Here is an 18,647-nt window from a genome sequence, read left to right as displayed (position 1 = left end):
CTCCCTTCGCACCGCGAGCGCGCGTGTTTGTACGCCGACACACCGTCGGATCCCGTACAAATGCGCGCGCTCGCCGCGTTTGAGATGCCGCGTTTCAGCGGTCGCGGTACTGCAGATACCTGCGCAGCAGTGGGTCGGTGAGGTCGTACCAGGACGTGCGCCGGTCCCCGGCGGTCTTCGACGATGTCACCCACCATTCGGTCGCCAGCCGTCCCAGCGCCGCCGACGCGGACTGGTTCGTGACGCCGACCGCATCGGCGAGGTCGGAGACCGATCGCGCACCGGATCCGCGCGCGAGCTCCACCACGAGGCGTTGCTCGCCGGCGGGCAGCTGCCACAGCATCTGCTGATAGTGCGGCGCCAGCCGGTCCAGCAGCGCGTCAACCGCGGGAGAGACCGCCGCGAGACTCGGGATGTCCGCGGTTTCGGCGACCAGGTGCCACAACCGCGGTGTGCCGCCGATGATCGCGTGGATTGCGGCGACGCGGGCGCGCCCGTCCGGAGAGTCGAGGAACGCAGCGAGCTCATCGTCATCGCCCCGCCGGGCGGCCCCGAGGAGCAGCGCGACCGCGTCCTCGACGCCGAGCCCGGGGAGCGACTCGATGATGAACGATCCGTACCAGGGGTACTCGCGCGACGACACACCGGGGAACAGCCCCGGTGCGGTGCCGAGAACCATGACGGCCGTTGATGTTTCGACCCAGGCCCGCAGGCTGCCCTGTCCCTTCGAACCGAGCGCGTCGAACACCCGATCGAGATTCTCGATCACCAGCAGCACCATTCGGCCGGACGCCGCGGCGATGATCCCGGCCTCGATCCCGATGGCGTCGCGGACGTGGCGCAGACGTCGAGCTTGTCCGCCCAGTTCGGGTCCGGCCGTGCGCGCCATCTCGACGAGGAGGTCGACATACGACCCGATCGCCAACGAATCCTCCGAGATCACCACGGGCAGAACTTTTTCCGCGACCTGTGGGTCGGACAGCGCGCGATGCACGGCGACCCGCACGGTGTGCGTCTTACCCGCGCCCCTCGGCGCGACGAGCAGCGTGTGCGGCCGTGATCCGTCGCGCGCGGAGGACGCGATCCGTTCGGTGACGGTGTCGATGAGTCCGGTGCGGCCGACCGTCCGGGCTTCCAGTTCCTGAGCGCTCACCGCCGACGGGGTGAACAACGGTGAACGGCTCACCGGCGCATGCTTTTCCACGCTCGCTGAAGCAGCGGTGACGAGAAGCGGTCGGCATCTCCGGCGCGGGTCAGGTAGTGGTCGAGGGTGAGGCGTTCGATAGCGGACACCAGCTGGGCTCTGTCGCCGATCGGGCTGCCTTCGCTGCGCAGCCTCATCAGCACGGTGTCGACCGGGAGCGCGGACGAGGCGTGGGCGTAGATGTCGAGCAGGCCGGCGATCGCGGGTGCGTCGGCGCCGTAGTAGTGCGGCAGACGGTCGCGGTAGTGGCGCAGGTCCCAGGGGTCGTGCGGGTTGGCGATGGCGTCCAGGACGAGCAGGTCGATCAGTTCGGGGTACGGCGCAACCCCGGTGTCCTGCCACGATTTCCGGGCCGCGGCGACCAGGTGCTGAATGTAATAGGGAACGTTCTCGGCGGCGCCGGCGATCGCGGCGGCGACGTCGTGGCGGTCGGTGGTCGGCGTGCCGGTGCCCAGCAGCAGGCATTCGGCGAGGTATGTCGCGTGGTCGGAGCGGATGGGTCCCACCGCGATCTTCGGGATGTCGTTGACGGTGCTCGGGGCGTCGGCCGACACGTGATGGAATCCGATCGATCCCGACAGCACCGTCGCGACCCGTCCCGGATTGTCCTGACGCACCCGGCGCAGCAGGTGTAAAAAGGTGTCGCCCGAGCCCGGGGCGGCGCGTTCGAGGTTTCGGGCCAGGACGCTGACCTCGTCGATGAACAGCGCGAGGATGCGCCCGTCGGCGCGGCGGATCGCGCGATCGAGCAGTTCGTCGAGGGTCGCCGCAGCGCGGGCGTCGCGATGGAACTGGACCGGCCCCGCGGTCAGCGTCAGTCGGATCTTCGCGAGTTCCTGCGCCCAGGCGGGGTCGAGGCGGCCGAGTTCGGCCAGCAGTGCGGACACGAACTCGGCGTAGGTCTCGCGTTCGGCGCTGACCGACACCACGACCGCTCCCGCTTCTGCGGCCATCCGTTGGACGAGGCGTGCCAGCGAGGTCTTGCCGTGTCGGCGGTCACCGACGAGGACCGCGCCGGAGTTGGGCAGCGACGCCAGCACCTCGTTCGATTCACGGACGCGGCCGACGACGTCCTCGGTCGGGACGACGCCGCCGACGACCAGGGACATCGGTCGGGGTGGCCAGGTCACGCGACCAAGTGTACGTCAAGGTCAGCGTACATCAATGTCGATGTACATCAATGGTGACGTCCGACGACCGGTGTCCTCGTGGTGGAACGTGTTCTATTAGCCTCTCGAAGTAACTTCGCGATGAGCGCTTGCGCGAAGACCGAGAGGTGAAGGGCGACAGCATGGCAGTAGATTCACGGACCCCGGTGATCGTCGGGGTGGGACAGTTCACCGAGCGGATCGGCGACCCCGACTACCGCGGCATGTCCGCCGTCGACCTGGCCACCGCCGCCGCCCGCGCAGCACTGACCGACACCGGCGCCGACACGGCCGCGGTGGCATCGGCGATCGACACGATCTTCGGGTTGCGCCAGTTCGAGATCTCCGGCCCGATGCCGGCGGTGCTGGGCAAGTCGAACAACTACCCGCGGTCGGTGGCGAACCGGCTCGGCGCCGATCCCGCGCGGGTGGTGCTGGAACCGGTCGGTGGACAGAGCCCGCAGAAGCTCGTCACCGAGGCCGGCGCGCTGATCGTCGGCGGCCAGGCCGACGTCGTGATGATCATGGGCTCCGAACCGGGTTCGACGGCCAAGTACTTCGCCGATCGCGAGGACAAGCCCGACTTCACCGAGCACGTCGATGGACAACTCGAGGATCGCGGCCACCAGATCTACAGCTACATCGACGAGTACACCGTCACGCACGGGCTCACCGGCGCCCCCGTGCAGTACGGACTGCTCGACAACGCCCGTCGGTCCCGGCTCGGTCTCGGTGTCGCCGAGTACCGCCACACGATGGCGCAGCTGTTCGCTCCGATGTCGAAAGTCGCTGCGAAGAACCCGTTCTCGTCGTCACCGGTCGAACGCTCGGTCGAGGAGGTGGAAACGGTCACCGGCGAGAACCGGATGATCTGCGACCCCTACCCGCGGTTGCTGGTGGCCCGCGACACCGTCAACCAGGGCGCCGCGGCGGTCCTGATGTCGGTCGAGTCGGCGCGACGACTCGGCGTGCCCGAAAGCAAATGGGTGTACCTGCATGGGCATTCGGACCTCGTCGAGCAGCCGCTGCTGGCCCGGGTCGACCTCGGCGCCAGCCCGGCCGCCGTGCATGCGATCGACGAGGCGTTGCGGGTGGCCGGCATCGGCGTCGACGACATCGCGACGTTCGACCTGTACAGCTGCTTCCCGTTCCCGGTCTTCGTGGCCTGCGAAGCGCTCGGTCTGGCCGGCGACGACCCCCGCGGCGTGACCCTGACCGGTGGCCTGCCGTACTTCGGCGGACCGGGGAACAGCTACTCACTGCATGCCATCGCCGAGACGGTCACCGCGATGCGGGACAGGCCGGGTCAGTTCGGCTTCGTCGGCGCCAACGGCGGCATCATGAGCAAGTACTCCGTGGGCGTCTACTCCACCGAGCCCGTCGAGTGGCGCAGCTGCCGCAGCGCCGAGCTGACCGCGCAGGTGGCCGAGCTGCCCACGGTTGCGGTGACCAAGACCCCGGAGGGGACAGGCACGATCGAAACGTACTCGGTGCGCTACGACTGGCCGGTGCGCACGGGCATCATCGTCGGGAGGCTCGATTCCGACGGCTCCCGCTTCATGGCGACAAGCGAGGACCACGAGCTGGTCGCGTTGATGTCGGACGGAGATCCGCTCGGCGCGAAAGTCGCTGTGACGAACACAGATAACGGCAACCGGGCGACTCTCGCCTAGCGGGACGCCGCCTCTCCGGGTGCCGCTCAGACCAGCTGGGCGAGCTTCCCGGCGAGCCGCTCGACGTAGGCCGCAACCTCTGATTCGGACTTGTCCGGCAGGCCGAACAGCACTTCGGTGACGCCGAGTTCGCGCCAGTGCGCCAGCTTGTCGGGATCGGGCTTGAAGTCCAGCGCCACGATCTGGGGGGCGCCGTCGCGGCCCGCGGCCGCCCACGTGTCCTGGAGCAGCTTGACCGGCTCGTCGATGGTGAAGTCGCGGGGCGTGGTGATCCAGCCGTCGGCCGACTTCGCGATCCACTTGAAGTTCTTCTCGGTGCCCGCGGCGCCGACCAGGACGGGGATGTGCGACTGGACCGGCTTGGGCCAGGCCCAGGAGGGGCCGAACTTCACGAACTCACCGTCGTACTCCGCCTCCTCCTGTGTCCACAGCGCGCGCATGGCTTCGAGGTACTCGCGCAGCATGGTCCGTCGGCGGCCCGGGGGGACGTTGTGGTCGGCCAGTTCGTCGGTGTTCCAACCGAAGCCGACGCCGAGAGACACCCGGCCGCCGGACAGGTGGTCGAGGGTGGCGATCGACTTGGCCAGGGTGATGCAGTCGTGTTCGACCGGCAGCGCGACCGCGGTGGACAGTCGCACCCGCGACGTGACAGCCGCGGCGGTACCGAGGGACACCCACGGGTCCAGCGTGCGCATGTAGCGGTCGTCGGGCAGGGACTCGTCACCGGTGGTCGGGTGGGCCGCCTGCCTCTTGATCGGGATGTGCGTGTGCTCGGGGACATAGAACGTCTCGAAGCCGTGCTGGTCGGCCAGCGTGGCGGCAGCCGCGGGCGTGATCCCGCGATCGGAGGTGAACAGCACCAACCCATGGTTCATACCGAGAATTAGAACGTGTTCCAATCCGCGGCCGCAAGGGGGGTGCCACCCTTGCACCGCCGAGGAACCCTCGGTGAACAGGCGTAGTGACGGCGGCTCCGGGGATCGTCGGAGACGCCGCTGCGCCATCGAACGGTGTGGACAGGTCCACCGGGCCGTGCGCTAGCGTTGGTTGATCGAATCGCTCAGGCGGATCCATCGCCGTCGCTCGTCGACAGCGTCGTCACCTATGGCGTCACCGTCGGTTCCGATGCCCGCACAGCACAGGAGAGGTCATGACGTACCCACAAGGCGCGCCCGGCGGATTTCCGCCCGCGCAGCAGCCGACGAACCAGTTCAGCGCCCCCACCCAGCAGTTCAGCACGCTGCCGCCCGACAATGAGCAGTCCCAGGCCGGCGCGCACAAGCTCCCCACGTACCTGGCCGGCGCGACAGCGCTGCTCGGCCTGCTGACCTACCTCGCGAGCTTCGGGCCGAAGCTCTCGCTCGACGACGCGCAGATCGACGTGTCCCTGTCACCGGTGCGTCTCGACCTGGCCCTGGTGGCCGCGGTTCTGGCAGGCCTCATCGCGGGCGTCGGCCTGCTTCCCCGACAGACCCCTCGTCCCGCGCTGGTGGCCGTGCTCTCGCTGCTCGGTTTCCTGATCGCCCTCGCGACGCTGTTCGACGGTTTCGAAGGCACCACCGTCGGCTGGGGCGTCTACCTCGTCATCGCGTTCACACTGTTGCAGGCTGCGGTGGCGGTTGTGTGTCTGCTCTTCGACTCGGGCATCATCACGCCGCCCGTGCCGCGGCCGAAGTACGACCAGCACCAGCAGCAGTACGGCCAGTACTCCGCCGGCTACTACGGTCAGCAGCACGGCCAGCAGCACGGCCAGCACGGCGGACCCCAGCAGCAGGGACTCCAACAGCAGGGACCGCAGCAGCGCCCCGGCTACCCGACTCCCTACGGCGGATACTCGGGCTCCGGTCAGACGACCGGCGGCTTCCCCGCGGCGCAGTCGGGTCCGCCCACCCCGCCGACCGGATTCCCGACCTACGGCCAGCCGCCCGCGAACAACACACCCACCACGCAGGTGCCGACGCAACAGCAGTCACCCCCGCAGTCGGGCCAGTCCTCGCAGTCGGGTCAGTCTTCGCAGTCGGGTCAGTCCTCGCCGTAGTGCCGACCGCGTCGTAGTCTGAGCCGCGCATGCGCGAACGTCGCGCGCCCGAGCGTCTGCGAGGAGCGGTCCAACCCGTGAGCACCCGACCGGTCGGTACACGCCAGGCGCGTGACCTGCTGCGAGTGGCGTTCGGGCCGTCGATCGTCGCGCTGGTGATCATCGCAGCGATCGTCCTGCTGCAGCTGTTGATCGCCAACAGCGACATGACAGGTGCGCTCGGCGCCATCGCCAGCATCTGGCTGGGGGTGCACCAGGTTCCGGTGTCGATCGCCGGCACCGCTCTCGGTGTCATGCCCCTGCTGCCGGTGCTGCTGATGATCTACGGCACCGCCCGGACCACCGCGGCGGCCACCACCAGCACGTCCTGGTTCGTGACCCGGTGGGTCGTCGCGTCTGCGCTGGGCGGGCCGATCCTGTTCACCGCGATCTGTCTGGCCGTCATCCACGACGCCGCGTCGGTGCTGACGGAGCTGCAGACCCCGGACGCCACGCGCGCGTTCGGCGGGGTGTTCGTGGTGCACCTGATCGGCGCGGTCCTCGGTGTCGGATCGCGACTGGGTCCGCGCCTGCTGGCCTTGTCGCGGCTTCCGGCGTGGATTCCCGACGCGCTACGCGGCGCCGCCGCCGGCGTGATCGCGCTGATGGGACTGTCGGGTGCCGCGGTCGCCGGCTCGCTGATCGTGCACTGGTCGACGATGCACGACCTGTACTCCATCACCGAGTCGATGTTCGGGCAGTTCAGCCTCACCGTCCTCTCGGTGCTCTACCTGCCCAACATCGTGATCGGCGCGGCGGCGGTGGCGGTCGGCTCGAGCGCGCACATCGGACTCGCCACGTTCAGCTCGTTCACCGTGTTCGGCGGAGACATCCCGGCACTGCCCGTGCTCGCCGCGGTGCCGACGCCGCCGCTGGGGCCGGTGTGGGTGGCGCTGATGATCATCGCGGCGGTGTCCGCGGTCGCGCTCGGTCAGCAGTGCGCGCGACGGCCGCTGCCCCTGGTGACGGCGCTGGCCAAGGTGGTCGTCGCCGCGGCGGTGGCGGCGGCGACGATGGCGCTGCTGGGATTCGCCGGTGGGGGAGCGCTCGGCAACTTCGGCCAGGTCGGGGTCGACCAGTCGACCTTCGCACCGGCGGTGTTCCTGTGGTTCGCCGGGATCGGCGGCTTGACGGTCGTGATGTCCGGCGGAGTCACCCCGCGCGTGCGCAAGCCCAAGCCCGAACCGGTGAGGGACGCCGATCCCGATGCGGCCGATCCCGATGCGGCCGAACCCGACGATCAGGCCGATCCCGACGATCAGGCCGAACTCGAGGACACCGCTTCCGGGGACGAGACCCCCGAACCTCCCACCGAGGAGTTCGCCGCCGAGCCGCCTCCGACGGACCGGGACCCCGAACCCGTCCCGCACGACGCCGTCGCCGACACCCCGCCGGTGGACGATCTCGATCCGGAGGAACACTTCGTCGTCGACGACGACATGGGTCGCAACGGCGGCCCGCCGCGCGACCACTAGGCTTTCAGCGTGCAGTCCGAGGCCGGCGGAGGTGAGCAGCAGTTCCACCTCCGTGTTCCGCCGAGTGCGCCGGCGCGTGTCGTGGTGCTGGCGTCCGGCGCCGGGTCGCTGCTGGCGTCGCTGCTGAGCTCCGCGGTCGGCGACTTCCCCGCGCGGGTGGTCGCGGTGGGGACGGACCGTCCGTGCGCCGCGCTGGACATCGCCGCGAAGGCCGACGTGCCGACATTCACCGTCGCGCTGACCGACCACCCCGACCGCACCGCGTGGGACGCTGCGATCACCGAGGCGACCGCGGCGCACGCCCCCGACATCGTGGTGGCGGCCGGGTTCATGAAAATTCTTGGCGCCGGCTTCCTTTCGCGGTTTCCGGGCCGCGTGCTCAATTCCCACCCGGCACTGCTCCCGGCGTTCCCCGGAGCCCACGCGGTACGCGACGCGCTGGCCTACGGCGTTCGCGTGACCGGGTGCACCGTGCATCTGGTGGACGCAGGCACCGACACCGGCCCCATCGTCGCCCAGCAGGCCGTCGCTGTGTACGACGACGACGACGAATCGGCGCTGCACGAGCGCATCAAGGTGATCGAACGACGACTTCTCGTTGACGTGGTGGCCGCGGTGGCCTCCCGAGGCGTGACGTGGACAGGACGAAAGGCAACACTGGGATGAGCGACAACGACTTTCGGCGGCCGATCCGGCGTGCCCTGATCAGCGTCTACGACAAGTCGGGTCTGGAGGCGCTGGCCCAGGGCCTGCACGCCGCAGGCGTCGACATCGTCTCCACCGGCTCTACGGCGAAAACCATTGCTTCAGCGGGCATTCCCGTCACCCCGGTCGAGGACGTCACCGGATTCCCCGAGGTCCTCGACGGCCGGGTGAAGACGTTGCACCCGCACGTGCACGCGGGCCTGCTCGCCGATCAGCGCAAGGCTGAGCACGTCACCGCACTCGAACAGCTCGGTGTCGCGGCGTTCGAGCTCGTCGTGGTCAACCTCTATCCGTTCACCCAGACGGTGAATTCCGGCGCAGGTGTCGACGAGTGCGTGGAGCAGATCGACATCGGTGGCCCGTCGATGGTCCGTGCCGCGGCCAAGAACCACCCCAGCGTCGCCGTCGTCGTCGATCCACTGGGCTACGACGGGGTCCTCGCCGCGGTCCGGGCGGGTGGATTCACCTACACGGAGCGGAAGAAATTGGCGGCGTTGGCTTTCCGGCACACCGCCGAGTACGACGTCGCGGTCGCCTCGTGGATGGGGTCGGTGCTGGCCCCTGAAGACGACGCCCCTGAAGGCGCCGCGGATGATGTCGCGCAGCTGCCGCCGTGGCTGGGCTCGACCTTCCGCCGTTCGGCGGTGCTGCGCTACGGCGAGAACCCCCACCAGAAGGCGGCGCTCTACGGCGACGAGGGTGGATGGCCGGGCCTTGCGCAGGCCGAGCAGCTGCACGGCAAGGAGATGTCCTACAACAACTACACCGACGCCGACGCCGCGTGGCGCGCCGCGTTCGACCAGGAGGCCATCTGCGTCGCGATCATCAAGCACGCCAACCCGTGTGGCATCGCGATCTCGTCGGTCTCGGTCGCCGACGCTCATCGCAAGGCCCACGAGTGTGATCCGCTCTCGGCGTTCGGCGGTGTGATCGCGGCCAACACCGAGGTCACCGTCGAGATGGCCGAGACCGTGGCGGGCATCTTCACCGAGGTGATCATCGCGCCCGCCTACGAACCCGGTGCCGTCGATGTGCTGAAGGGCAAGAAGAACATTCGGGTGCTCGTCGCTTCAGAGCCGCAGCCCGGGGGTACCGAGTTCCGGCAGATCAGCGGCGGGTTGTTGCTCCAGCAGCGCGACGCGCTCGACGCGTCAGGCGACGACCCCAACAACTGGACACTGGCGACCGGCGCTCCCGCCGATCCGGATACCCTCGCTGACCTGGTGTTCGCCTGGCGAACCTGCCGCGCGGTCAAGTCCAACGCGATCGTGCTCGCCAAGGACGGCGCGACGGTCGGCGTCGGTATGGGACAGGTCAACCGGGTCGACGCGGCGCGACTGGCCGTGGAACGCGCCGGGGAGCGGACCCGGGACGCGGTCGGCGCCTCCGACGCGTTCTTCCCGTTCCCGGACGGTCTGCAGACGCTCATCGATGCCGGCGTCAAGGCCGTCGTGCACCCCGGTGGGTCTGTCCGCGACGACGAGGTGACGGCGGCCGCCGAAGCGGCGGGGATCACGTTGTATCTCACCGGCGCACGACATTTCGCACACTAGAGGGTTGCCGTGATGACGAGGTGGTCCCGAGGTGCCGTTGCGGCGGTGGCGGCCGTGACCATGGCGCTGGTGCCGTCCTGCACGCACGTGGTGCAGGATGCGCGCGGTGTGGCGGCGCGGCCCGGGCAGGTGTTCGGCACGGCGGCGTCGGTCGACGAATGCACCTGGGTCGAGGGCGAACTCGTCGACGTGCCCACCCCACGCGGTGTGTCGGCGCAGACCGATCCGGTGCTGCGGATCCCGCAGCCCGAGGGCTGGAACCGGATCACGGTGCTGGACTCCCAGATGATCCGCTTCGTGATGCGCGCCGACGATCTGGCGGTGCGCGGCGTGGCGCCGACGGCGGTGGTCACCCTGGAATCGCACCGCGGCGAGATCTCGGCACGGGATTTCTTCGACGAGCAACGCAAACAGGTCTCGGATCTGGGCGTCAAGGAGTTGACGCTGGAAGATACGACGTTGTGCGGACTCCCCGCCGTGCGCGGTCACTACATGGCGCCGCTGCTGGGCACCTCGAGTCCACGTCGTGCGGATCTGCTCAGCGCGGTGATGTACACCGAGGGCAGGACCTTCGGCGTCGCGGTCACGGTGCAGAGCGCGGATGAGGACGATCCGGTCTACCAGCGCGACAAGGCCGCGATCCTCGACGGCTTCCAGATGCTGCCGCCGGGGACCCGCTGACCGGTCACGGCAGACCGGCGAGGAGCTGGTCGGGCCGCTGCCCACCCGCGGCCCGGCGGTGTCCTGAGGACGGATTTATTACGCTGTGAGCAGGGAGCGGCTGCCCGATGCCGGTGACAGTCGTAGCGTGGAGAGGTGACTTCACCTAACGACCTCCCCCGCACCGTCGGCGAACTGCGCGCGTCCGGACACCGCGAACGCACCGTCAAGGCCGAGATCCGGGAGAATCTGCTGGCGGCGCTCGCGTCGGGCGCTCCCGTCGACGAGGTGTGGCCCGGCATCCTGGGCTTCGAGGACACCGTCCTGCCGCAGCTGGAGAGGGCCCTGATCGCCGGGCACGACATCGTGCTGCTCGGCGAGCGCGGGCAGGGCAAGACCCGCCTGCTGCGCGGGCTGACCGGGATGCTCGACGAATGGACGCCGGTGATCGCGGGCGCCGAGCTCGGAGAACACCCGTACAGCCCGATCACGCCGGAATCGATCCGCCGGGCCGCGGACTCCGGTGACGACCTCCCGATCGCGTGGCGGCACCGCAGCGAGCGCTACACCGAGAAGCTGGCCACCCCCGACACGAGTGTGGCCGACCTCGTCGGCGACATCGACCCGATCAAGGTGGCCGAGGGCCGCAGCCTCGGTGACCCCGAGACCATCGCCTACGGGCTCATCCCGCGCGCACACCGCGGCATCGTCGCGGTCAACGAGCTGCCGGACCTGGCCGAACGCATCCAGGTGGCGATGCTCAACGTGATGGAGGAACGCGACATCCAGGTACGCGGCTACACGTTGCGGCTGCCGCTCGACGTGCTCGTCGTCGCCAGCGCCAATCCCGAGGACTACACGAACCGGGGGCGCATCATCACCCCGCTCAAGGACCGGTTCGGCGCCGAGATCCGCACGCACTACCCGCTGGAGCTCGACGCCGAGGTCGGCGTCATCGTGCAGGAGGCGCACATGGCGGCCGAGGTGCCGGACTATCTGCTGCAGATTCTGGCCCGGTTCGCCCGCGCGCTGCGCGAATCGAGTTCGGTCGACCAGCGGTCCGGCGTCTCCGCCCGCTTCGCGATCGCGGCCGCCGAGACCGTCGCCGCCTCGGCCCGGCACCGCGCGGCGGTCCTCAACGAGCAGGAGCCGGTGGCCCGCGTGGTCGACCTGGCGTCGATCATCGACGTGCTGCGGGGCAAGCTGGAGTTCGAGTCCGGTGAGGAAGGTCGCGAGCAGGCGATCCTGGAGCATCTGCTGCGCCGCGCCACGGCCGAGACGGCGCAGCGGCTGCTCGGCGGGATCGACGTCGGCCCGATCGTCACCGCCGTCGAAGGCGGATCGCCTGTCACCACCGGCGACCGGGTCTCGGCCCGCGACGTGTTGGCCGCGCTGCCCGAGGTGTCGGCCGTCGCCGAGATCCAGCAGCGCCTCGGCGCCCAGACCGACGGGCAGCGGGCCGCGGCGATCGAGCTGGCACTCGAAGCGCTCTATCTGGCCAAGCGGATCGACAAGGTGTCCGACCAGGGCGAGACGGTCTACGGCTGACCATGAGTAGGACATCGCGGTACTCGCGGTACACCGGGGGGCCCGACCCGTTGGCACCTCCCGTCGACCTGCGCGACGCCCTGGAGGCGATCGGGCAGGACGTCATGGAGGGCACGTCGCCTCGGCGCGCGCTGTCGGAGCTGCTGCGTCGTGGCACCAAGAACATGCCGGGAGCCGACAAACTCGCCGCCGAGGCGAACCGGCGCCGACGGGAACTGTTGCAGCGCAACAACCTCGACGGAACCCTGGCCGACATCAAGAAACTGCTCGACGAGGCGGTGCTGGCCGAACGCAAGGAACTGGCGCGTGCCCTCGACGACGACGCCCGCTTCGGGGAGCTGCAACTGCAGTCCCTGTCGCCGTCGCCGGCCAAGGCCGTGCAGGAGCTCTCCGAATACGACTGGCGCTCCCCGGAGGCCCGCGAGAAATACGACCAGATCAAGGATCTGCTCGGTCGGGAGATGCTCGATCAACGGTTCGCCGGCATGAAGGAGGCGTTGGAGAACGCCACCGACGAGGACCGCCAACGCGTCAACGAGATGCTCGACGACCTCAACGAGCTGCTCGACAAGCACGAGAAGGGCGAGGACTCGCAACAGGACTTCCAGGATTTCATGGCCAAGCACGGCCAGTACTTCCCGGAGAACCCGCGCAACATCGACGAGCTGCTCGACTCGCTCGCCCAGCGCGCCGCCGCGGCGCAACGGTTCCGCAACAGCCTCACCGAGCAGCAGCGGGCAGAGCTGGATTCGTTGGCGCAGCAGGCTTTCGGGTCGCCGTCGCTGATGAACGCGCTGAATCGTCTCGACTCGCACCTGCAGGCCGCCCGCCCCGGCGAGGACTGGTCGGGTTCGCAGCGGTTCTCCGGCGACGACCCGCTGGGGATGGGTGAGGGTGCACAGGCACTGGCCGACATCGCCGAGCTCGAGCAGCTCGCCGAGCAGTTGTCGCAGAGCTACTCGGGGGCGTCGATGGACGACGTGGACCTCGACATGCTGGCGCGCCAACTCGGTGACGAGGCCGCGGTCGACGCGCGCACGCTGTCGGAGCTCGAGCGCGCCCTGATGAACCAGGGCTTCCTCGACCGCGGCTCAGATGGGCAGTGGCGGCTGTCTCCGAAGGCCATGCGTCAGCTCGGTCAGGCCGCCCTGCGCGATGTGGCACAACAGCTTTCGGGCCGTCACGGCGAGCGGGACACCCGCCGGGCGGGTGCCGCGGGTGAACTCACCGGAGCGACCCGCCCGTGGCAGTTCGGTGACACCGAGCCGTGGAACGTGACACGGACGCTCACCAACGCCGTCCTGCGCCAGGCGGGCATCGCGACAGACGGGCCCGGTACTCCGCTTCGGATCACGGTCGACGACGTGGAGATTTCCGAAACCGAGACCCGGACCCAGGCCGCCGTCGCGTTGCTGGTGGACACCTCGTTCTCGATGGTGATGGAGAACCGGTGGTTGCCGATGAAGCGCACCGCGCTGGCTCTCAATCATCTGGTCAGCACCCGCTTCCGGTCAGATGCGCTGCAGATCGTCGCGTTCGGCCGGTACGCCCGCACCGTGACCGCCGCGGAGCTGACCGGGTTGGAAGGGGTCTACGAGCAGGGCACCAACCTGCACCACGCACTGGCGCTGGCCACCCGGCACCTGCGCAGGCATCCGAACGCGCAACCGGTGATCCTGGTGGTCACCGACGGTGAACCGACCGCGCACCTCGAGGACTTCGACGGTGACGGAAGTTCTGCCGTTTTCTTTGACTACCCGCCCCACCCGCGCACCATCGCGCACACCGTGCGGGGATTCGACGAGGTGGCCCGGCTCGGGGCACAGGTGACGATCTTCCGGCTCGGCAGCGATCCGGGATTGGCCCGGTTCATCGACCAGGTCGCCCGCCGCGTCGGTGGGCGCGTGGTGGTCCCCGACCTCGACGGTCTGGGCGCGGCCGTCGTCGGCGACTACCTGAGCGCGAAGCGGCGACGCTAGCGCCGCGGCGAACGGGACGCCGATCAGGCCGCGGGCTTGCGCCGTTTGCGCTTGACCGAGACGCTGCCCCACACGGAGAACCCCGTGATGCGGACCAGTGGTGCGCCGGGGGAGCCCTCGCCGTCGACGCTCTGGTCGAAGCTGCCCATCACGGCGACGCCGTGGAGGTCCACGTTGACCTCGGGCGGCAACAGGATCGTCTGGCCGCCCATGACCGAGTACGCGCGGATGTCGACCTCGGGCGAGGTGAAGTCGGCGTAGCGCAGATCGACCACTCCGCCGCCCCACAGCGCGAAGGTCGTCAGCTTGCGGGGGACGTTCCAGCGTCCGCGCCGCTCGTATCCGCTGAGGATCGCGAGGAGCATGCTCGACGGCGCCGGACGGCACGGGCCGCTGCGGCCACGGGTCACCGCCCCGGGCAGATCCGCCGACAGCCGATCCAGCTCGTCGTAGGTCTGCGCAGCGTATGCCCTGTTCAAACGGTTTTCGTACTCGGTGAGGCCAAGCTTGCCCGACGCCGCGGCGTCCGTCAGAAGCTGGGCCACCTGGATGCGGTCGGTGTCGGCAGCGCGCATCGACCCGCTACGGGAGGCGGGCGTGCTCATCGTGACCCTCTGCTCGTCGCTGCGCACATCGCCCACGAGCCTACGGCGAACCTCGGGACATGCAAGAGGCTTGACCAAACTGTAAGCCTGTCAGCCCGCCCAGCTCGGGGCCCGCTTCTGTAGGAACGCCAGCATCCCCTCGCGCGCCTCGTCGGAGACGAACAACTCGGCCGACTCGCGCGTCAATTTCTCTGCGCGACGATCGAAGTCGTCGATCACCGCAGCGGTGGTGAGCGCCTTGGACGCGGCCAGCCCCTGCGGGGAACCCTTCGCGATCGCCGACGTCAGTTCCGAGACCGCCGCGGCGACGTCGTCCGCCGCCAGGGTGACCAATCCGGCGGCCGCGGCCTCCTCGGCGCCGAACTTCTCGCCCGTGACGAAGTACCTGCCCGCCGCGCGCGGGGACATCTTCGGAAGCACCGTCAACGAGATGATCGACGGCGCTACGCCGATGCGCGCCTCGGTCAACGCGAACGTGCTCGCTCGGCCGGCGACGACGATGTCGCACGCGCCGACGAGGCCGAGTCCGCCGGCGCGGACATGGCCGTCGATCGCGGCGATCACCGGCAGAGGGACCTCCAGGATCCGCCGCAGCAGGGTCGTCATCTCGCGGGCCCGGCCGAGAGCCGCCTCCGCCGGATCGCCGCCGGAGACCGGACTCTCGCTCAGATCGGCTCCCGCGCAGAATGTTCCGCCGGCATGGGTGAGCACCACGGCCCGCACACCGGTCTCTGTCGAGGCCCGGGTCAGTCCGTCGTGCAGTTGTGCCACCAGCGCGGTCGACAGCGCGTTGCGGTTGTGCGGCGAGTCCAGGGTCAACCGCGCGACTGCGCCGTCACGGTCATAGCGGACCAGGGTGCTCATCAGTAGGACCGGGGGAGGCCCAGCGACGTCTGCGCCACGAAGTTCAGGATCATCTCCCGGCTGACCGGCGCGATCCGGGCCAGCCGCGATGCCGTCAGCATGGCCGCGACGCCGTACTCCTTGGTCAGGCCGTTGCCGCCGAGTGACTGCACCGCCTGATCCACAGCGCGCACGGACGCCTCACCGGCGGCGTACTTGGCCATGTTGGCGGCTTCGGCGGCCGCCTCGTCGGCGCCGGCGTCATACAGCGCCGCGGCCTTCTGCATCATGAGTTTGGCGAGCTCGACCTCGATGTGGTTCTGCGCCAACGGGTGTGAGAGACCCTGATGCGCGCCGATGGGTGTCTTCCACACCTGCCTGCCCTTGACGTACTCGACGGCCTTGGCAAGCGCGAAGCGGCCCATCCCGACTGCACTGGCCGCCCCCATGATCCGCTCCGGATTCAGCCCCGCGAACAGCTGGGCGATGGCGGCGTCCTCGGATCCGACGAGCGCGTCGGCGGGCAGCCGGACCTCGTCGAGGAAGACCTGGAACTGGAACTCCGGGCTCACGATCTCCATCGGGATCTTGGTGTACGTCAGGCCCGGTGTGTCGGTCGGGACGACGAACAACGCCGGCTTCAGGTTCCCCGTCTTGTGATCTTCGGTCCGGCCCACGACAAGCACCGCCTGCGCCTGATCGACCCCGGAGATGTAGACCTTCTGTCCGGACAGGATCCAGTCGCTGCCGTCGCGGCGGGCCGTCGTGGTGATCCTGTGCGAGTTCGAGCCCGCATCGGGTTCGGTGATCGCGAACGCCATCGTCAGGGTGCCGTCGGCGATACCGGGCAGCCAGCGTTTCTTCTGCTCCTCGGTGCCGAACTTGGCGATGATGGTGCCGTTGATCGCGGGGGAGACCACCATCATCAGCAGAGACGCGCCGCCGGCGGCCATCTCCTCCATCACCAGGCTCAGCTCGTACATGCCCGCGCCGCCGCCGCCGTACTCCTCGGGCAGGTTCACCCCGATGAAGCCCAACTTGCCTGCCTCCGACCAGAGTTCGTCGGTGTGCGCGCCGGCCCGGGACTTCTCCAGGTAGTAGTCCTGCCCGTATCCGGCGACCATGGCGGCGACCGCACTGCGCAGCGCCTGTTGTTCCTCGGTTTCGATGAAGCCGCTCATCGGCTTTCCTCTCCTGAATCTCCGGTTTCGACCCGCGCCAGCACGGCGCCTACTTCCACCTGTTGTCCTGCAACCACATTCAGTGCGACGAGCACGCCATCGGCCGGTGCGGTGATGGTGTGCTCCATCTTCATCGCCTCCAGCCAGAGCAGCGGCTGACCTGCGGTGACCGTGTCCCCCTGTGCTGCGGCGACGCGCAGCACCGAACCCGGCATCGGGGCCAGCAGCGAACCGTGGGCGGGTGCGGCGTCGGGATCGGGGAACCGCGAGAGCGCGACGAGATGCACCGAACCGCCGGGGGAGTCGACGTGGACGTCGGCGCCGTAGCGGTGGACGTCGAAGGGGCGGTCCACTCCGGCCACGCTCAGTACGACGTGGTGCGATGTCGCCGAGACCAGTTCGACGTCGTCATGTCCGTCGAGCGTGAGCCCGGCCCGGGTGAAGCGGTACCGGACCTCCTGCGTCTCGCCGGTGGCGTCCCGGAATGCCTTGACCTGGAACGCCGATGGGAGGTTGCGCCACCCGCTGGGTACCGCGTCGAGGACCCGCGCGGTGGCGCGGTTGTGCGCGGCGTCGGCCAGCGCGGCGGCGATGGCCGCGAGCGCGACGGTCCGTTCGCCGGCGACCGGAGCGGCGAGCGCCGACAGGCCGTGGGTCTCGAAAAAGGCTGTGTCGGTGGCGCCGTCGCGGAACGCCGGGTGCCGGAGCACGTTGACGAGCAGGTCGCGGTTGGTCCGCACCCCGTGCAACCGGGTGCGCGTGAGGGCGTCGGCGAGCAGCGCCGCCGCCTGGCGGCGCGTGGACGCATAGGAGATGACCTTGGCGATCATCGGGTCGTAGAACACCGAGATGGCCGACCCGCTTGTGACCCCCGAGTCCAGCCGCACCCCTGCGCGCTCGAGCAGCCCGAACTCGGTACCCGCCGTGGGGACGTCGAAGTGCGCGACGGTACCGGCCTGGGGTTGCCAGTTCCTGGCCGGATCCTCGGCGTACAGACGCGCCTCGATCGCCGCGCCCCGGGACGACGGCGGCGTGGGATCGAGTGTGGCACCGTCGGCGACGGCGATCTGGAGCTCGACGAGATCGAGCCCTGCGGTCAGCTCGGTGACCGGGTGCTCCACCTGCAGGCGGGTGTTCATCTCCAGGAAGTAGAAGTTGCCGCCCGGCTCGCCCTGACCGGAGGCCATGAACTCGACCGTGCCCGCACCGGTGTAACCGATCGCCTCCGCGGCCAACCGGGCCGCGTCGAACAGCTTCTCGCGCATCCCCGGTGTGCGCTCGACCAGCGGCGAGGGGGCCTCCTCGATGATCTTCTGGTGCCGACGCTGGATCGAGCACTCGCGTTCGCCGACCGCCCACACCGTGCCGTGCGCGTCGGCCATCACCTGGACCTCGACGTGGTGGCCCGCGTCGAGGTAGCGCTCGCAGAACACCGTCGGGTCGCCGAAGGCGGACTGGGCTTCCCGCCGCGCGGCCGCCACCTGGGCGGACAGCTCGCCGAGCTCCCGAACGATCCGCATCCCCCGCCCGCCGCCGCCGGCGGACGCCTTGATCAGGACCGGCAGCATCGCAGTCGTCACCGCGTCGGGATCGAGTTCGTCGAGCACCGGGACCCCTGCGGCCGCCATCATCTTCTTGGCCTCGATCTTGGACCCCATCGCGGCGACCGCCGAGATCGGCGGACCGATCCACGTCAGCTCCGCTCCCTCCACGGCCGCGGCGAAATCCGGGTTCTCCGAGAGGAACCCGTAGCCGGGATGTATCGCGTCCGCCCCGGAGGCCAGTGCGGCGGCGACGAGTTGCCCGGCGTCGAGATAGGCGCGGGTGCCGTCCAGACGTACCCGCGCGTCCGCGTCCCCGACGTGCGGCGCGTCGGAGTCGGGATCGGTGTAGACGGCGACGGTGCCGATGCCGAGCCGACGGCATGTCGCGAACACCCTGCGGGCGATCTCGCCGCGGTTGGCGACCAGGACTCTAGAGATCATCGCTGTACTTT

General features: G+C 69.4%; 15 protein-coding genes. 8 read left to right on the top strand and 7 right to left on the bottom strand.

Translation table 11 applies throughout. The features are described from left to right. Positions 1-94: 94 nt before the first annotated feature. On the bottom strand, positions 95-1,186 hold the full coding sequence (locus DYE23_RS22570) for a MarR family transcriptional regulator (protein ID WP_115329080.1): 1,092 nt from the start codon (positions 1,184-1,186) through the stop codon (positions 95-97). Beyond that, entirely contained in the window at positions 1,183-2,313 is a 1,131-nt protein-coding gene (locus tag DYE23_RS22565) for an ATP-binding protein (protein ID WP_011892759.1), read from the bottom strand. The genes DYE23_RS22570 and DYE23_RS22565 overlap by 4 nt, the downstream gene beginning before the upstream one ends. 182 nt (positions 2,314-2,495) lie before the next feature. Here DYE23_RS22565 and DYE23_RS22560 point away from each other — a divergent pair, with 182 nt between their 5' ends. Then, on the top strand, positions 2,496-4,025 hold the full coding sequence (locus DYE23_RS22560; protein WP_115329079.1) for an acetyl-CoA acetyltransferase: 1,530 nt from the start codon (positions 2,496-2,498) through the stop codon (positions 4,023-4,025). 26 nt (positions 4,026-4,051) lie between these two features. Here DYE23_RS22560 and DYE23_RS22555 read toward each other — a convergent pair whose 3' ends face one another. Then, on the bottom strand, positions 4,052-4,900 hold the full coding sequence (locus DYE23_RS22555) for an LLM class F420-dependent oxidoreductase (protein WP_115328220.1): 849 nt from the start codon (positions 4,898-4,900) through the stop codon (positions 4,052-4,054). Positions 4,901-5,175: 275 nt separating this feature from the next. Between DYE23_RS22555 and DYE23_RS22550 the strand changes: the two genes are divergently transcribed. The 7 genes from DYE23_RS22550 (at position 5,176) to DYE23_RS22520 (ending at position 14,022) form a co-directional block, all read left to right on the top strand. Further along, positions 5,176-6,063 carry a DUF5336 domain-containing protein gene (locus tag DYE23_RS22550; protein ID WP_115328219.1) on the top strand — a complete coding sequence of 296 codons (888 nt, stop codon included), beginning with the start codon at positions 5,176-5,178 and terminating at the stop codon, positions 6,061-6,063. A gap of 77 nt (positions 6,064-6,140) precedes the next feature. Next, positions 6,141-7,577 (top strand): cell division protein PerM, encoded by a 1,437-nt coding sequence (locus tag DYE23_RS22545; protein WP_115329078.1) that lies wholly within the window; start codon positions 6,141-6,143, stop codon positions 7,575-7,577. 9 nt (positions 7,578-7,586) lie between these two features. Continuing rightward, positions 7,587-8,243 (top strand): phosphoribosylglycinamide formyltransferase, encoded by a 657-nt coding sequence (gene purN / locus DYE23_RS22540; protein WP_011892765.1) that lies wholly within the window; start codon positions 7,587-7,589, stop codon positions 8,241-8,243. Beyond that, positions 8,240-9,835, top strand: coding sequence for a bifunctional phosphoribosylaminoimidazolecarboxamide formyltransferase/IMP cyclohydrolase (gene purH / locus DYE23_RS22535; protein WP_115328218.1), 1,596 nt, complete (start codon positions 8,240-8,242; stop codon positions 9,833-9,835). Before purN ends, purH begins: the two co-directional genes overlap by 4 nt. A gap of 12 nt (positions 9,836-9,847) precedes the next feature. Beyond that, the gene (locus DYE23_RS22530; protein WP_011892767.1) at positions 9,848-10,516 is read left to right on the top strand and encodes a hypothetical protein; all 669 of its coding nucleotides are present in this window, start codon (positions 9,848-9,850) and stop codon (positions 10,514-10,516) included. Between the two features lie 135 nt (positions 10,517-10,651). Beyond that, a complete protein-coding gene (locus tag DYE23_RS22525; protein ID WP_115328217.1) occupies positions 10,652-12,043 on the top strand; it encodes a sigma 54-interacting transcriptional regulator in 1,392 nt (463 codons plus the stop codon). A gap of 2 nt (positions 12,044-12,045) precedes the next feature. After that, positions 12,046-14,022: a VWA domain-containing protein gene (locus DYE23_RS22520; RefSeq protein WP_115328216.1), complete on the top strand. Its 1,977-nt coding sequence runs from the start codon at positions 12,046-12,048 to the stop codon at positions 14,020-14,022. Positions 14,023-14,045: 23 nt separating this feature from the next. Here the strand turns inward: DYE23_RS22520 and DYE23_RS22515 are convergent, their stop codons facing one another. From DYE23_RS22515 to DYE23_RS22500, 4 genes are all read right to left on the bottom strand, one after another. Continuing rightward, positions 14,046-14,627: a DUF1707 SHOCT-like domain-containing protein gene (locus DYE23_RS22515; RefSeq protein WP_115329077.1), complete on the bottom strand. Its 582-nt coding sequence runs from the start codon at positions 14,625-14,627 to the stop codon at positions 14,046-14,048. 90 nt (positions 14,628-14,717) lie between these two features. After that, entirely contained in the window at positions 14,718-15,491 is a 774-nt protein-coding gene (locus DYE23_RS22510; protein ID WP_115328215.1) for an enoyl-CoA hydratase family protein, read from the bottom strand. Then, a complete protein-coding gene (locus DYE23_RS22505; protein WP_115328214.1) occupies positions 15,491-16,651 on the bottom strand; it encodes an acyl-CoA dehydrogenase family protein in 1,161 nt (386 codons plus the stop codon). The genes DYE23_RS22510 and DYE23_RS22505 overlap by 1 nt, the downstream gene beginning before the upstream one ends. Then, a complete protein-coding gene (locus DYE23_RS22500; RefSeq protein ID WP_115328213.1) occupies positions 16,648-18,636 on the bottom strand; it encodes an acetyl/propionyl/methylcrotonyl-CoA carboxylase subunit alpha in 1,989 nt (662 codons plus the stop codon). Before DYE23_RS22500 ends, DYE23_RS22505 begins: the two co-directional genes overlap by 4 nt. Positions 18,637-18,647: the final 11 nt, after the last annotated feature.

This window comes from Mycolicibacterium gilvum (assembly GCF_900454025.1).
Classification (GTDB): domain Bacteria; phylum Actinomycetota; class Actinomycetes; order Mycobacteriales; family Mycobacteriaceae; genus Mycobacterium; species Mycobacterium gilvum.
This window is presented reverse-complemented; position numbering and strand designations above follow the sequence as displayed.